At 52.5% G+C, this 16,392-nt stretch carries 16 protein-coding genes; 11 read left to right on the top strand and 5 right to left on the bottom strand.

What is annotated here, in order from left to right:
• The first annotated feature begins 4 nt into the window (after positions 1-4).
• Entirely contained in the window at positions 5-196 is a 192-nt protein-coding gene (locus tag ACWKV5_RS15555) for a DUF7693 family protein (protein ID WP_483841951.1), read from the top strand.
• 166 nt (positions 197-362) lie between these two features.
• Here ACWKV5_RS15555 and ACWKV5_RS15550 read toward each other — a convergent pair whose 3' ends face one another.
• Positions 363-1,100, bottom strand: a complete 738-nt coding sequence (locus ACWKV5_RS15550) for a hypothetical protein (RefSeq protein ID WP_483841950.1) — start codon at positions 1,098-1,100, stop codon at positions 363-365.
• 230 nt (positions 1,101-1,330) lie between these two features.
• The gene (locus tag ACWKV5_RS15545; RefSeq protein ID WP_483841949.1) at positions 1,331-2,158 is read right to left on the bottom strand and encodes a pentapeptide repeat-containing protein; all 828 of its coding nucleotides are present in this window, start codon (positions 2,156-2,158) and stop codon (positions 1,331-1,333) included.
• Positions 2,159-2,348: 190 nt separating this feature from the next.
• Between ACWKV5_RS15545 and ACWKV5_RS15540 the strand changes: the two genes are divergently transcribed.
• From ACWKV5_RS15540 to ACWKV5_RS15525, 4 genes are all read left to right on the top strand, one after another.
• Entirely contained in the window at positions 2,349-3,020 is a 672-nt protein-coding gene (locus ACWKV5_RS15540; protein ID WP_483841948.1) for a 3'-5' exonuclease, read from the top strand.
• A 393-nt stretch (positions 3,021-3,413) separates the two neighbouring features.
• Positions 3,414-3,578, top strand: a complete 165-nt coding sequence (locus ACWKV5_RS15535) for a hypothetical protein (protein WP_483841947.1) — start codon at positions 3,414-3,416, stop codon at positions 3,576-3,578.
• Positions 3,579-3,701: 123 nt separating this feature from the next.
• Entirely contained in the window at positions 3,702-4,370 is a 669-nt protein-coding gene (locus ACWKV5_RS15530; protein ID WP_483841946.1) for an HNH endonuclease, read from the top strand.
• 519 nt (positions 4,371-4,889) lie between these two features.
• Entirely contained in the window at positions 4,890-6,416 is a 1,527-nt protein-coding gene (locus ACWKV5_RS15525) for an RNA-directed DNA polymerase (protein WP_483841945.1), read from the top strand.
• A 129-nt stretch (positions 6,417-6,545) separates the two neighbouring features.
• On the opposite strand, the gene ACWKV5_RS15520 is transcribed toward ACWKV5_RS15525, so the two are convergent.
• Positions 6,546-7,568: a hypothetical protein gene (locus tag ACWKV5_RS15520; protein WP_483841944.1), complete on the bottom strand. Its 1,023-nt coding sequence runs from the start codon at positions 7,566-7,568 to the stop codon at positions 6,546-6,548.
• Between the two features lie 205 nt (positions 7,569-7,773).
• Between ACWKV5_RS15520 and ACWKV5_RS15515 the strand changes: the two genes are divergently transcribed.
• The 6 genes from ACWKV5_RS15515 (at position 7,774) to ACWKV5_RS15490 (ending at position 15,833) form a co-directional block, all read left to right on the top strand.
• Entirely contained in the window at positions 7,774-8,412 is a 639-nt protein-coding gene (locus tag ACWKV5_RS15515; RefSeq protein ID WP_483841943.1) for a hypothetical protein, read from the top strand.
• The gene (locus ACWKV5_RS15510; RefSeq protein ID WP_483841942.1) at positions 8,409-9,611 is read left to right on the top strand and encodes an XRE family transcriptional regulator; all 1,203 of its coding nucleotides are present in this window, start codon (positions 8,409-8,411) and stop codon (positions 9,609-9,611) included. Before ACWKV5_RS15515 ends, ACWKV5_RS15510 begins: the two co-directional genes overlap by 4 nt.
• Positions 9,612-10,121: 510 nt before the next feature.
• Complete coding sequence (locus ACWKV5_RS15505; RefSeq protein WP_483841941.1) at positions 10,122-11,261, top strand: ATP-binding protein; 1,140 nt, start codon at positions 10,122-10,124, stop codon at positions 11,259-11,261.
• A 1-nt stretch (position 11,262) separates the two neighbouring features.
• On the top strand, positions 11,263-13,485 hold the full coding sequence (locus tag ACWKV5_RS15500; protein WP_483841940.1) for a hypothetical protein: 2,223 nt from the start codon (positions 11,263-11,265) through the stop codon (positions 13,483-13,485).
• Positions 13,486-13,905: 420 nt separating this feature from the next.
• Positions 13,906-14,472, top strand: coding sequence for an SLATT domain-containing protein (locus ACWKV5_RS15495; protein WP_483841939.1), 567 nt, complete (start codon positions 13,906-13,908; stop codon positions 14,470-14,472).
• On the top strand, positions 14,469-15,833 hold the full coding sequence (locus ACWKV5_RS15490; protein WP_483841938.1) for a reverse transcriptase domain-containing protein: 1,365 nt from the start codon (positions 14,469-14,471) through the stop codon (positions 15,831-15,833). Before ACWKV5_RS15495 ends, ACWKV5_RS15490 begins: the two co-directional genes overlap by 4 nt.
• A gap of 109 nt (positions 15,834-15,942) precedes the next feature.
• Here the strand turns inward: ACWKV5_RS15490 and ACWKV5_RS15485 are convergent, their stop codons facing one another.
• The gene (locus tag ACWKV5_RS15485; protein WP_483841937.1) at positions 15,943-16,158 is read right to left on the bottom strand and encodes a hypothetical protein; all 216 of its coding nucleotides are present in this window, start codon (positions 16,156-16,158) and stop codon (positions 15,943-15,945) included.
• A gap of 110 nt (positions 16,159-16,268) precedes the next feature.
• On the bottom strand, positions 16,269-16,392 hold a 124-nt coding region (locus ACWKV5_RS15480; RefSeq protein WP_483842175.1), incomplete at its 5' end, for a transposase.

The following is a 16,392-nucleotide window of genomic DNA, read 5'->3' as shown; positions in this document are numbered from 1 at the left end:
TGATTTGAACACAACCTCTCCTCTCCCCGCCCTCGATGTCTGCCAGGTGCTGACGAACGTCGCCCTCGGCAAACGCATCATGATGCGAAGCTCCATCCAGTCATGGAATGAGATCTATCACGGCCTCATGCCCGTAGAAATCGATGGCTGGCAGCTCAGAGTCTTCAATGACTGTGACGCCCTGGGCTACTGCTAATACGGCGGATCGCCGATCGCAGATTCGGGGCACTCAAACTTGGATAGCGTGCCGGAAACGATCCCGGCGATCTGTTTGGAGCTTGAAAACGTAAATATCACGAGCATTTATTCGCATCGTGGCGAGCCAGATTTGAAGTGGCTCGCCCGATAAATGTTAGACTTTATTAACCCTTAAGTGGATGACTTACATAGCTGCATATCAGGTGCGAGATGATCGGCTCTTGAACATACGAGACCATCGCACTCAGCAGCGCCATACCAATCACTGTTGAAAGGATCGCACGAATCCAACCGAAGTCGTGCACTGAACGCTGCATTTTGGCGATGGCAAAGCCGATGAACATTATATAACCGATCAGCACTATATCATCTGAAGTCTTGGCCATTGAGCTTTGCTGGATTGCCAAGGTGACCGCCTCGTCATAGCTGAAAGCACTACAACTCTGAGCCATCGCTTTAAATCGTGCACCCAATGCGGGCATTTCGAATAACTTTAGTACCACCAGCCAACCCGAAACGTAAAAGAAGGTGTTAACGCTGACCAACATCTCGCGGTCACTTCCGAGTAGCCGAGATCCTATCGCGAAGCAAACCCCGTAGAACGCAACGAGGAGCAAGTTCATCATTGTCATCACGACCGCAAATTCAAGGTTTGGAGTAATGCCGGCAGACCGAGACGCTGGTAGCCCTAGTACCCCCAAGCCAATCGCCACGAAGATGCCGAATAGCCAGGCATTCGAGCAAATTCCCTTGCGATCTCTCATGGTTGCGAAAAAGGATGAATTCGACTGAATGAGCTCCCGCGCGTCCTGAGCGGATGCGCCCAAGGCTGGCCAAATCTTCTCCAAGAAAAACCCTATTATTTTTTCCATCTTCTTATTCCCCTTAACTTCAATGGCCATTCACCCAATAGCTGACGATCCAATCCTTGCCCTCTCATCTCGAAAAGACGGAATTGAAAAAAACAGGTACACGGATAGGGCATCACTTCAAAGTGATACTTAATATTCGTACTAGCGTTGTATGATTGGCTTGCAAAGCGTTCTTTAATCGAAACTTTTCTTCGCCCGCCCCCGCTCACCACAACTCCATCTAGGCGTATGAGCGGGAAACAACATATAGAGGTTGCGGTTTAGTCTTCGTCGTCTGGTAACCAAGGGACGACGCCCTGAGGGCCAACATCCCAGTTGTGATAAAGGATTTCACCGCTCAGAAATGTCCCTGTGACACCAGTGAATATGCAATCAGTAATATTTGCGTTGCGCAGATCAGCGCCATCGACCTTAGCCCCTTTAAAACAAGCTCCTCGCAGGTACGCCCCTCGAAGGTCGACGCCTCGCAAATCTGCATAGCTAAAATCAGTTTCCCATCCGTAGGCACTAGGTTGAATCACGGGATCAGCCGTAATGCAGTAGAACTTTGCATCACTGAAGTTGCAGTGACTTGCCTGTTTCACGTCCTGGAGCCAGTCGTAATGCACGAGGCTTCCGGGCGCCTGCAGGTAGCTGAAATCAGGGACTTTTAAGCGCTTAAGGACACGACGAATTCTGCTAAATAACAACGAGCTGAAATGAAATCCGCTGAAATCGACGCCCCGTTTATCTGCAGCAGATGCAAGTGGAACTTGGTCACGAAGACACTCGACAAGCGCATCGAATTGCAAAAGGAATCGTGCCCTTCGGAATTCGCCTACATACGGTTTTCGCCAAAACCCTTTAGAAGCACAGTGATCCGCATACCGGGAAATCATCTGATCTCTAGCAGCAATTTTGGGGTATGGCAGACCATGCTCATTGGCAACGATACGCAGGCAGGTATCACGCTTCACGGGGCCCGAACTGATCAATTGAGCACTAATTGCTCTGTCAAGCGCAATGCGGCAGCCACTGCGTAAATCACGATGCAGAACAGCTGCATCTGACTTAAAAGCAGCAAGCGAAGGAGTGTCAGGGAACTTCATAGCCTAGCCTCTCACGATCAACGCTAAACCCTAGTGTCTGTTGACCATTAAAGGTGGCAATAAGAGGTGTTGGAACGACGTCGCAGAGGCTTCACCTAGCTAGGGCTGAACGCCAACGTCGGTGGCGCGGACACATAGTGAAAAAAAAACTAGCCTTCGTCAAGGCCCGCAACGTCGTGTATGAATGCTCTTGAGCGATGTACCTTGGACAGATCAAATTTCGGACATCTTTGCCATGAGCATTGAAGCGAAGCTTCGTCATTTACAAACCATCCAAAACCTCCTCGCGCCATACCGCTACCTCTATTGCGTAGACCTTGAGGCAACCTGCGATGAAGTGGACGAATCGGAGTCAGCAAGAAAGCTTGTAGTCGTCCCCGATCAGATGGAAACGATTGAGAATGGCCTGGTGGTGATCGATTTGGAGTCACTTGAGATCGTCGATGAGTTCCAGCGTTTCGTTCGGCCTCAGATCACCCCTACCCTGACGGCTTTCTGCAAAAAACTCACCTCCCTCCAACAAGCAGACGTGGACGGCGCCCGAACCTATCAAGAGGTTGGCGAAGAGCTACGAACATTTGCTGCGAGTTATCCAAACGCGGCGTGGGCATCTTGGGGAGACTATGACGCAAGACAGCTTGAGCGCGATGCTCGCTTTGCTGCCTGCCCTTCCCTGCTCGATGACTTGCCACATTTCAATACCAGGAAATGGCATGCCGGCTTATACGACGATCGACCTAAATCTCTTAAGCAAACGGTAGAGTCGTTGGGTTTGGTTTGGCTGGGTACCTATCACCGAGGAATCGACGATGCCAGGAACGTTGCATCCATCATCAAGGAGATGCTCGGCTTATTAGCTTAGCCGAGCCTACGGCTCGAATGATCGATAGCAAAAAATACAGGCACTGTGTTCGACTGATCACCTGGTGCACTGCACAAACTCCTCCCCTTTTTACCTCAAACCTAAAGGTAGCCTAGAGATCAACTGCTGCTTCCACTGAATAGGGCTATGTTCTCCCTTACCGCATCCAGTTCTCTAAGGTTGACCCCATCATCGGAAACCTACCTCGCCGTTCTTCAGCCGAACGCTCTAGGAAATGTTGCTCCCCACCTAATTGCCTGCATGGCCAGGGTGAGCCTTTTGCAGGCGGCTTTTACCGCATTCGAGTAGTGAAAACTCTATTCAGCTCAGTTACTCTGAAGAAACTAGTGGCACTTCAACCCCGTTAAGCCACTACAAATCTGGAGGTTACTCATGGGTAAAATTGCTGTTGCGTTAACGGTACTGATAAGTGCTTTAAGCTTTGGATTGGTACAGGGGCCTCAGGCGGCCCAAACGCCTCTATTTATGGCGATCATTGCAAGCGTTATGGTACTGGGTGCATTGGTACATATTTATGGGCCTCCGCTTGCCGAGTAAAAGGCATGCTCGCAAAAGCCCCCTCAATCCAGCGCAAGACTGGGTGTGGCTCTGTAGCCACTAAACCGCTGGCGAAATCGTATTGAGTACAACTAGACGTAATCCAAGGACTGGAGGTACGCCATGGCAAATCTCTATGCACACAAACTCTGGTCAGCATTCAGAGAACGGATCATCACCCTCGATGATGGGAGATGTGTGGAGTGCGGGCGATCAAGGGATGATGATGTTGTCCTGCAGATTCACCATAAACGCTACATCAGCACCCGCAAACCCTGGGAATACGAAACGTCTGATTGCGAAACGTTGTGTCGAGGCTGCCATGCAAGACACCATGGCGAAATACGACCAGATACAGGGTGGAAGTACGTCGGAGAAGAAGACCTAGGCGACCTGAGCGGCAACTGCGAATTGTGCGACAACGCCATTCGCTACGTGCACTACATTCAACATGAGCACTGGGAGCAAATGGGGGTCGGAACGCATTGCTGCGACAACCTCACTGGGACGAGAGAGGCAGCTGAAGGGCGGCGACGTCTTGGGCGTTACAGGCGATTCATGTCATCGACGAAATGGAAACGTGGCAGCGACTTTTTGAATACCAAACACAGCGGGCTCAATGTCGCAATCGTGCCAGATCAACACAACTATAAATTGATTATCAATCATGTGTCTGGACGAAAGAGATTCTCGAATGTGCTGGACGCTCAAAATTTTGCGTTCGACTTTATTGATAGTGGTGACGCAGCTAAGTTTGCCAAAAAACAACACGCGAAGAAGAAAGAGCGCTGAACCTAGAGCGAGTCTTACAGGGTAAGGCGCTTCATATCGAGCAGCATCTCGCGGCAAAAAATCTCTGACCTCCAAATGCCGGGTTCACTAAAACCGGCTAGCAGTTGATATGTGGATTCCTCTACAGCAATCCAAAACCATGCTGCCCCTTTCGTACTATCGACACTGAAGTCCCCGGTTGTGACCGAAAGGACTTATACAAACGGTAGAGTCGATGGGCTTGGTTTAACCGGGTACGCGAACGAAATAAACGGCCAGTCACAGACCTTGATAAGGCTCAATGAAGGTTTTCTTGGCTCTGTCGGCAGACCAATTCCTGCGGACGCACTGAGGCCGCTCATTGTTAGGCTTTTTTCGTTTTTTGGTGCTGCCTGTGGAGCGGATAGCGTGGCTACCCTCGCGGGCATCGCACGATGTCCGTTTTTGGCGCTATACGCAGCAAAGGCTGGTGACCACTGAGCATCCCGAATATGCTCAGCAGCAGATGACCTCCACCTAATGAAGCTCAAGGTTAATAGAATGTTGCTCACGGAAGACGCGCTTGAATTTGCCCGCCGGCACATCGGTGCATACTACGATACTGACTTCTTCCCTAAGCCATTTGAATTTCTTGCAGTTTGGCATTGTTGGGACGAGATCAAAGCTTACCTACTGGCAACGCCACTCAAAGACGTTCTGAGCAGCCAGCCGCGCGTACTCCCCTGGCACAAAGCACGAGGCGGATGTCGGGTTGTGCATCAGCTCGAACCACTCGATGCGCTGATCTATACCGGACTCGTCTACCTGGTGGCCGAGAAGGTCGAGCAGGCGCGTATGGGGCCAGAAGTGTCCTGTGCCTACCGGATCGAGGTCAGTCACAACAGTTTCTTCTCACGAGGATCAGGCTTTGACACGTATCGCGAAAACTGTGAGCGGCTGGCAAGCCAACACAGCTACGTGCTGTCCACAGACATCAGCGATTTCTACAATCAGATTTACCTGCACCGCATCCGTAATGGGCTGGAGGAAATCGGCACCGGCGCCGCCCTCGCTAAGGAAATCGAATCGTTCCTGATGCGGCTAAATATCAAGTCATCCCAAGGTTTGCCTGTGGGCCCTGCGGCCTCAATCATCCTAGCGGAAGCAGCGCTGATAGACGTCGATCAGTTCATCGCACAAAGGGGACTTGAGCATGTTCGTTACGTGGATGATTACCGAATCTTCAGCGACGACGAAGCAGACCTGAAGACCATCCTGGAAGACCTGGTGGTGTACCTGCACCAACAGCACCGGCTTGGTTTGGTCTCAGAGAAAACCAAGATTCAGGACTCAGCAACCTTCCTCCATGTGGAGTTGCAGAACGCCTACCAACTGGAGAAACTTGATCTGATGCGCAGCATCGAGGCCGGCAATCAGTATGGAGAGTATCAGGAGGTAGAGGAAGAACACGAAGACGACGACGACGACAGCGATGACACCAGCCTTGGGGAGCGCCTCTCTGAGGCCTTGACGCGCGCAAAAGATTCAGGCGTGATCGACCTCGGTGTGATGCGAGCCATCATCAGACGGGCGAAGAATGCCCAAGACTATACGATCGCTCCCCTGCTCTCTGAAGACCTCGAGTTTTACCTTCCGGTGATCAATGACGTAGCACTCTATTTTGATTCCCTGCCCTCGATGGATCACCTGGTGTTGGCGCCCGCTCTATCCCACGCATGCGTTCAGGGCCATCTTGAAAGCCAAAGCGCAAGGGTTTGGATCGGCTGGTATCTTGCCCGGCATGTTGCTGCACATACCCCAGCGTTGAAGCAGTACGTCCAGCGGTGCGGTATCGCCATCACGACTACGGCTGAGCTCTCCAGAGGAAATCGTGCGTGGTCGAAGGAAGCAAAGCAGAGGGTATCCGGTACCGCTTCCTGGGATCGAAGAGCCTTCATCTTGGCGCTCAGCGGACTGTCTGAAGATGAACGAAAAGTGAGTCTGCAACTGCTGAAGAACAGTGTGTCTTTGACCAAGCTGGATAGCTGGGTCTGCAAATGGGTGCAAGATGGCGCTCCGGGCTTCTGAGATCCAGCAATCGCCTCGACCTTGATGGGATGATCAGCCCGACATCACCAAAATCTCAAGCCAAGGGACGGTTGATGGCAAGCGAGTCAGCTTGCCATCAACCACGTCCCAGTCCAGATCGCCAGGCCGTTAGGTTTCGGTTTGCACCGTTCCCTCACCTGGCTCTAGCTTTCTTGGCTTACCCGGTTGAAACAGGTAACGCCCGTTAGCCAACAACACCTTACCCACGAAATGCGGGATCGCTAGACTCTGCAAATCGAGCTCGGGGACATCACCCTCCATCCGGTACTGCACCAGGTCGTTGTTGTAGAAATGCAGGGTTTTGGCGAAGGCCAGCGCCATTGATTCAGGTTTGGTAGAACTTGGATTTGCGTACAACAGTGAAAATGACTCACCGAACCACCAATGAGAGGTCAGTTTGTCCTTTTTATCCACTGCCTTATGACGGTGGTAAAGGTTGGTCAGGACGACCATGTCGACATTGGAGTACTCATCAGCTGGTGCATAGGATTGATCTGTAAACAGCCCCTGAGCGCCGGTGAGGTACCCCTCCCACTGCATGATGTCGACCGGATCATCACAGCCAACGACTAACACGTTGTACTCACTCTCACGTGATGCATCCGGGAACTTGCCATGAGCGTCCATCAGATAGGCTTTTAGCTTGTTGTCCATGTGCAGGCCCTTTAGGAGCTGATTGCCACCGCTCGCAAATACTTCCTGCAGCATGGCGGCCGTGTCGCCATAGTCGTCCATCCGCCCCACGGCCCTCATGATGAAAGCACCGCTCTCATCAATCTGTTGCTTCATGGTGTAGTCAGCGCACTTCACCTCAACGTTAAATTTGTAACCTTCACTCGTGAAGGAGCAATCCACGTCCCGCGGCGGCATCACCTTGTCTTCGTACACAAATCCCTCTGGGAAAAAGCGCGCGTAGTGGGTGCATACCGTGAGCTCAACTGCCGCCTGCAGGTACTGCTTTTCGCTAGGCTCAGGGTCTTCAAGCCGGAGCTTTTTTTGCACCAGGGCTTCAAAATCTGACTTGGTAAGAAATGGCCCGATGCACTCCAAGGCTTCCACCACGCCTTGACGATATTCATTCGCCGGAATGTAGGGATTGCAGACCGTCACCGATAGAGGCTTTTTTTGCATGAGTCGCGTGTCCTGAAAATGCGTGGTTCGTGATGCCCAGACGGCCAAGGCTAAATAATAAGCACGACTCATCTACGACCTTATTCAAGCGGCAGGCGAAAAACCAATAATAAGGCGCCGAACTTTATTAAAACACCACGACCATCTATTCACACGAAATTTTTCAGGTATATAATCTCGATCACCGAAACCTGAGTACGAGTAAATGACCCCAAACCCGGATTCTCTCGCCGCTTTGCTAATCGCCAACGTTCCGCGTGACCTTGTGATGGGTGTCGAAGACGCCTTCGCCGCCGGTGCGCTACAAGCCTTTGGGTTGACGAAGGAGGTCAGTAAAAAGCAGCAGAAAACTGCGCTGGGGTACATGCGGCACATCCAGATGAACGAGCGCTTCAGTGATTTGCTGGAAGCATCCAACGCTGAGCTGATTTCCTCCCAGGGCAACCGCGTGATCGTGGGCGTGGCAGGGATGTTCAAATTTGCACGCTTGAACATGAGTACGACGAACTGGAATAGCCTCACTCGTAGCACTACCCGACGTGAGCTGGCTGAAGCAAATGAAGCCATTAGCCAACTGGTGCAACCGTCTCTTTTTGGGCCACAGGATGTGACCTCGGGGGCGTTTTTCTTCGTCGCACGCTTCAGTGGTTCACTTCATCAACATCCCGAGAAGCCACTGCAGGTTTACATCGCAGTACCTAATCCGAAAATGGACGGGTGGCTGTTTCGGGAACCTTTGAGCCAGTTCCTGGATCGCTATGATGCGGCTCCGAAACAGGCCGACAACGCAACAGTAAAACTCAAAGCGGGCTTCATCGAGCTCGGAGGACAGGAAGAAACATGAGCCGGGGCATTACAGATTTCCAGCCAGGTCGATTGATTCAAGCATTGGCTGCCCGCGCGCTTTCGCAAGTACAGCTCGCTGCCATGGTCGGTGTATCTCCGGCCACGATCAGCAAGTGGAAGTCAGGGCAGCAGGCGCCTGAAGCGGAGGCGCTAGACAGCCTCTCCAAGGTCATCAATGTTAGCCCTGAATGGTTTACCCGCCCTCTTCCTAAGAAGGGGTCGTTGCCTCTTTTTCGAAGCAATGCGTCTGCACACGTCTCCGCGAGGGCGATGCTGGAAGCCCGGCTAGAATGGACGCAGGACATTGTCTTGGCTATGAACGAATTCGTGGACTTTCCGGACGTAAATCTTCCGGTCAGGTCGTTCACCGATCCTCAGCAAATCGCCAATTCCGACATCGAGGAAGCTGCCAGTGAATGCAGAGACCTCTGGAGTCTTGGCCGTCGTGCAATTCCTGATTTGGCAATGGCTGTGGAGGGTGCCGGCGTTATCGTAGTACGGGAGGAAACGGGTATCGCGCCGATTGAAGGCCTTTCTGCATGGAGCTACGAACTTCAACGGCCACTGATACTTCTGTCAGCCGACAAAGGTAATGGCTTTCGCAGTCGATTTGACTTGGCGCACGAGCTCGGCCACCTCATCCTTCACAAAGGCATAGACCGCTCAACGGATCCCGAGCGCTACAAGTTGATGGAGTCACAGGCTCACCGGTTCGCCGGAGCTTTCCTACTGCCAGCAGAATCGTTTGCAGCCGATGTGAGGACTCCGGTCACACTTGATAGCCTACTGTTGCTCAAGCAGCGCTGGGGCGTCTCCGTTGCGGCCATGATCATGCGCCTCGAAGCGCTCAAGATCATAGATGCTGACGAAAAGCTTGTTTTGTTCAAGCGCCGCTCTGCCAGATGGGGAGCTAAATCCGAGCCAGGTGATGATGCACGCGCGCCTGAACAACCTCGGCTACTCAAGCGCACCATTGAGTTGTTGTCGTCTTCTGGGGTTATGCCGATCGAGTCGGTATCGAGCTATATCGGTTTGGCTGCAAATGATGTCGAAAAGCTGGCGGGCTTGCCGGAGCGTTATCTGTCGGGGAAGGCTTCTGTTTTCCATCTAGCGAAGCTTAAGTCCATGGTGAGCGGCGATTCGGTGGCTAAGTCTGACGACGGTGCTGTAGTGCTCCCCTTCAATCGGGGTAAATGACCTGCTCGCTCAGCCCAGGTAAGCCACTAGGTGCTGATGGATGCAGCTCGCCTCCTCCCCTTTGTGTTTTTCTGCAGGGCCATACCTTAGCTGCAAAGGGCCTCCGGGCCCGATTGAAGCATTGCAATCATGGTCGATTCGCTTTGGCCTTCTGGTATCAGCAATGGCCCATTCCCTGCACTCCGAGCTCTGCATAACAGATGCTAACGCCACTTTTGTGCAGAGGCTCGCCAGTACCGACTCGATCAGCCCAGCACTTCCGTGTCGCGGATCGTAACTCATCATGATTCCTTTGGAGCAATGCACGAATACCGACATTTTGCACTCGCCACCTTCCAAGCGGCCGCATCGTTACGTAAAGTCATTGTCCCTGTCTCTCCGTATACGTTTCATTCCCTGCTCTTGCTTGGAAGTTTCCGTTGGTGACAGCTCCCCGTGCTCCTTGCTTCTAGCGTGGCTCAGCACCCAATCGATGGAATGTCAGAGGTGTTGATGAAAATAACTCGGAGTATGAATACGTATGACATAGAGGAGCTCTACCCCCTTTGTCATACAGATCAGCAATTGCGGTTGCCCGTTTCCATGAGCCATGGAGGACTCCTGGGGGTCGACGCATCTCTCGCGCAACTCGTGATCACTTGGGCGAAAGCCCAGAACAAAAGCACATTGCATCTGTACGCAGACACCGAGAACGCCTTCGAACACGTTTCGCAGCTTGCAAAAACGGCCGCTGGTTTAGCAGCGCTGGTGATGAGCTCAGACATTGAATCGGAAAACCATGATCCGATTGACCGTCGCGCAGCATTGACTGTCATTCGACCACTGATTGAAGCAATGTTCGAAAGTGATCTGAAACACACGTCAGGAGGCAAAGGGGCTCGCCCCAAGGTCATCAACCTCTTCAGCATCAACCACGCGCAGATGGAGTACATCAAGCCCTTCTACTATGGGGAAAGAGAACCTGAAGTCCATAAATGGCCAACCTTCTCAACCTTGATCGAAGACCTGTCATCAGTCATGCACACCAGGCATGAGCGCAATGCGTTAATGCGCAGCGGCCTTACCGCCCTGGGTACTGTCCTTGAAGAGCTGATATCGAACGCGGACGAACATGCGTCATACGATTTGAAAGGCGACAAATACAAAAAGGGCTTGCGGGGCATGACTGTCAAAGCAAGTCGCATCAGCAAAACGGACATTACGAACTACTCCCACACTGAACCCGAATTTGCGCGTTTCGTTATCAGGCACATGGTCAAAAATGTCGATGCGCTCGACTTCCTGGAAATTTCCATCATCGACAGCGGCCCTGGCCTCGCGCGACGTTGGCTTTCAATGAAAGAAGGTGCACCTCTTGAGTCCCTGGACAAGCTGACACTTGATGAGGAGCTTCAGGCCACCCTCGACTGCTTCAAAAAACACGTCACCACCAAGCCGTCGAAGGAATCAGGTATGGGCCTGCATAATGCCGTTCAGGCTTTCAACAAGCTGCAAGCCTATGTTCGCCTACGCACAGGCAGACTTTGCCTCTCACAGGCGTTTCAAGGGAACGAGGGAGAAGTGGCCTACAACCCCAAAAAATGGAGCGGCGGTGGAGAGCTGGACGCCGCTGAAGGGACTGTCTTCACCATCTGCATTCCGGTGAACTGACATGTCTGACCTTTACGATTTTGAAGTATCTCTTGCGCCTTCATCTGAGGCAGAGCCTGCACAGGTTGTGGTGTTCTTCACTGGCCCTGAGTCCATCACGGATATCCAGGTGACGGATGCACTGCAGAAGCGCCTACCCGGTTATATTCTGCCCGATCACCTAATTTTTCTTATACCGCAGTGCTTTGAGGAACAGATTCAGAAACAGTGTCAGGATAGGGCTTCTCCACTATCCAGCGCCTTACAGCGTCGCGATTCTAGATCTTCGCTGAGCTATGGATTTGCGTATCACGATGGCCATGGCAGCATCACCAAGTACCAGAATATTTCCGGTGCTCCGAAGAACATTCCCAAACTGCTGCAGAACGGCACCGCGAAACTCGTCAAGGCGGGCATGGAGAAGCTAGTCAGATGCACTTCAGTATTGACCAAAGCACCGGCTGGTTTTCTGTTTTCGAAGCCCTCCTCCCGCTCTGCCAATTATTTCATTCGAGCTGAAAACCTTCTCTCCGAGACCTTGCACGCGCACTTTCTCGCATTTGCTTCACTGAAGATGCTCAAGCAAGCTGCAACAAGCACGATGGGTGAGCCAGATACGATCTACCTCGACACGATGGCTTTCTTACCCATCGCCCTATCGATGCAACTTTATCAAGCCCGATTTGGGAACCCGACCATCCAAACCATCAAATCCTTCCATTCCCACGAGGGGCTGAAGGATGGGCGTTTGCCTGGCGGCAATGCTGCCCTTTGTCTGATCTCAGCCTCAACAAGTTGTGGATTGGCCGAGCAATGGACTCGAGTCAACAGCGCGCCTCCATCACGCGTCGCCACGGTCTTGTCGTTCCTGGAGAAGTCTGAAAGCTGCACTATTGTGCATACTCTGGAACGTCCGCAGGATTTCGAAATGCTCGCTGAGTCCGAAACATCAGAAGCACGGCAGACCATACGAATTCACGGCGAGCGCTTCATCGCAGAACACACTGAGACAAGACTGTTAAACATCAGCATGGATCATCTGCCGGATGGCCTTCAGACGAAATTTGACTCCTTCATAGGCAAGGGGCTTTTCAGATGTGTTAAGCCCATCCAGGGCGGCGAAAGACGCCGCACTGTACACGTAGATAAGGAAAAACTGGTCGAAACTGATGGCTTCAAGGACTGGTTCAAAAAGTGTCTCGACCAAGAGTCACCTGCCTCGACCAAGCTGATCATCCATGACAAAGACTCAGCGAGTGAGAAACTCGCAACCCAAGCCCTTAAATATCTAACGGATCGAGGCCTAAGCTGCGCCAAGGTCAGCGAAGAAGACTTCAATCAGGACGAAGAGCTTCATGGATCCGTCATTGTGGTTGCAGCTGCAGCAGAGCGTGGAACCGTTCTGCAAAGAATAAGCAGGCGGCTACGCAGCGCACAGAAATCAGGAACCCGCCTATATATCGTCGGCGCACTTTTCGGTCGAACTTACGAGCTGATGAAAGACCTCAGCTCCAATCTAACGCAACCGCCAAAAGGTGAACGTCGATACGTTTTCAAAGCCTTTATGGAGATCCCCGCCGGCAGCGCTGTGTGCAGTAATCACTGGGCTAGGGAAAAGGATATGCTCAACAAGCTGGTCGCCTTTGGTGGCGAGAGCTTGCTCCTGATCAACAACCGTGCCGACCAGTTGGCTGCCGAGGAAGCCTCGGGCCTGTCCACTCAGGCTTTCTGGCCAAGCAGTTCCACGAAAGAAGAGATGAAGCTTACCGATGGCTTCGCGTTCGTGAACGGAAAAGAGGACGTTAAAAAGGCTTCCACTGTAGACATCTTTTTGACCATCCTTTGGATTTTGCAGAATGCCCGGGAGGGCGCAAAAATCAAGGACGCGAAACGACTGGAGTCTGGGGAACTGCAACAGGTGCTGCTGGCGCCGGATGTGTTCTCCAGATATGACGACGGAATCATCCAGGCGGCTTTTCTCAGGGCGGCTCTACCCACGGAGTTGGATTACAGCGCTCACGAAATCTACAGCACAGCAATGGCGGATATCATTCTGCGCGTGGCGAAGGGCTACTCGTACGAGCGCGGCGAGGCGGCAATGGAGTTTATAATCGCTTTGGCGATAGAGAAGATTCGACTGCATAAAGAGGTGGACAAGAAACTTAGAGCCACGCTGAAAGAGGCTTTGGGGACTCAGATAGCTGACCTCGCTTTGCTACTGGATGGTGAACCCTCTCCTTTCTAATCTGCTTACGCAGAAAGCCCGTGAGATCGACCGGAGGTTGCCACATCAGCAGCCGCCGGTCTGACCTGCGTAAAGTGTACTCCCAAGCTCCCCAGGTAGTCCCACCGGTACGGATCAATGCCGAGGGTTCAGTTGATTGCCCTCTCTGACGCGACTTTCGGCCATCAGCTTTGCGCATGCATGTATCGGCACGCAGGCATTCTTCGTCACGGTAAGGTCGAGCAATTGGGTGGCTTCCACGCTAGGTGACGGCACTGTAGAATCAGCCGTGAAGGGGTGGGTATTTCCTCTCGTGCAAACGAGGGCGGTTCTGATAATTAACAGCTTCGGCTGTTGGGTTTCGGCCCACTGATCCCTACGGGATGTTCAACGGTACTCAAATCCCCCCGCCTCTTCACCCTTTTCTATGGAGAGATGTGCGTGAATAAGGACAGCGTCTGGTTCACTTACAAGGCACGCATTCAGGCTCATAAGCGTCTGGAGTGGCTGGACTTTCACTCGCAACTCTTGCTGGTATGGTACGCGATCCTCAGCACAGCGCTGGGTGTGCTGACAATCAGACACAGCACGATCCTTGGCCCAGACACAGATGTCATGGCGACGATCCTTTCGGTTGCGCTGCTCGGTATTTCGCTTGCGGTTGCGAACCGCGACTTTCGTGGCCGAGCAATGCTAATGCGCACCAACTATCTGGAGCTGCAGAAGCTCCATCGGGGACTGCCTGATGTCTCACCGACCGCCACATCCCCTGCGCCAACGCCGGCACAGGTCACCAGATATGACGAACTGTTGGCTGAATCGGAAAATCATCGGGAAATCGATGATCGGATCGCACGCGTTTTTGCCAGCGGCCTCACCACTCGAATGCCCACAGGCTTTGAATACTTTGCTGCCATATTTTGGCTGACGATGCGATTACTGATCACAGCGTTGCTCTATGCACTCCCGGTACTGGCAGGCCTCTACTCTTTCTGGAACAAGCCATGAGCGCGGCGAGAAGCTTTAAAAAGGTATTTACCCGAAAGCGTCTCCAGGAAATCTACACCGATAAAATCAAAAACTCCGGGGCCATCGGCCTCGACCGAATGCGTCCGGCTAACCTCGATAAGCAGTTAAGCGCGGAGCTTGATCACATCATTGAGAAGGTTCACAAGGGTGAATATCGCTTCACTGCCTACAAGGAAAAACTGATTCTCAAGGGGGCCTCGTCGCCGCCTCGACAGATATCCATTCCAACTGCCAGAGACAGAATCGTCCTACGTGCGTTGTGCAATTGCCTATCTGACGTTTTTCCCATGGCGAAACTCACCCTCCCCCAGACCGTCATCGATTCCCTTAAAACTGCGCTAAATTCCGGTGTGTATGCCGAATACGCCAAAATTGATCTTAAAAGCTTCTACCCATCCATTCCTCACGAATTGGTCGCCGCCGCCACGCGAAAAAAAATTCAGAAACCCGAGTTCAGACAGCTGATTACCGACGCGCTCACAACGCCCACGGTGCCTGAATCCAGGGGAGGTAAAGGAGCCGATCGTCCTACAGTCGGCGTTCCCCAAGGCCTCGCGATTTCTAATGTGCTCGCGGAGATTGCGCTGCAAGGCATTGATACCCTCTTCGAGTCTCGGACGGGGATTTGGTACAAGCGTTACGTAGACGACATCCTGATCTTGGGGCCGACAGGAGTAGCGCGCTCTACGGCTAATGAGCTCATCGCGGAATTGAAGGCATTGAAGCTCAATCCGCATGACTTTGAACCGGGATCGAAGTCCAAGGTAGAGAGCTTAACCGACCCCTTCAGTTTTCTGGGTTACCAGATCGAGGGCGACCAAGTGCTTATTCGGCACGAGAGCATTCTTAGATTCGAGTCATCGATCGCCAAAATCTTCACGGCATACCGGCACAAACTCGCGACAGCCCGACGTCCTGCTGATAAGGAGCGCGCCTTGGCCTACTGCCAGTGGAAGCTAAACCTGAGGATTACTGGCTGCATATTCAAAGGTAAGCGCCTCGGCTGGGCTGCCTATTTCTGCCAGATCACCACAACTTCCCAGCTGCGTGCCATTAATCACACGGTCAGGAAACTCACAGACCGCTTTTGCCCAAGCGGTGAGATCCATCCGAAGTCTCTGATCAAGACCTTCTACGAGCTGCAGCGGGGCATGAAAGCCAATAACGGCTACATACCGAACCTCGATGCTCTCACGATCAGCCAGAAGCGCGAGAAACTTGCCATGTGGCTCGGCGATGATGCGCTTAAGCTGAGTGACGCAGAGGTGGAGCGCCGATTTGAAATCAAAGCCAGCAAGGCTGTGCGGGAGCTTGAAGAGGATATCGCTCAAACCTCCTGACCACCCTATGCAATCAACCTCATCTGGCCTGGCTTCCTGCATCAGAAAACAGATTCTAGCCGGGCCTCGTTGGCCCGAAGGAACGAACTCAAAACGCCTGCGAAACCGATCACGCGAGCTGTATCGCTCCGCCTTGGATTTCGTCACGCGCCATTCGCAAATCATGGGCGTCTTGGTTGAGCCGGTGAATCATGTTGAGTAACCGTTGACGAAGCACCTCGTCCTGGAGCTGCTCTGCTGCGCGCATCACATCGAGCGCCGCTGCCTCATTGTTAGAGGCGACGGAGTCGAGTAGTTTGCGCATGCTTCTTGATGGCCGATTCATCTCCAACCCTCCTAGATTTCGGTGGGCGAATCATATGGCCGGAATGTTTCGTCAATGTTTCAGTTGTACGAACAGGTTTTAATTACCGGCTCGGGCTGATTTAAGGTTCTTCACGGATTACCGGGAAAGACGCTCTTGATCTTCATGAAAAAGAATACGCTATCCCGGTAACCGTACGCCATCCGTTTGATGACCTTTATTCGATTGTTTATACCTTCCAACTGCCCTGTGTGC

This window comes from Pseudomonas oplopanacis (assembly GCF_057128725.1).
Note: the sequence above shows the minus strand (reverse complement) of the source record. Positions and strands in the feature narration are given on the sequence as shown.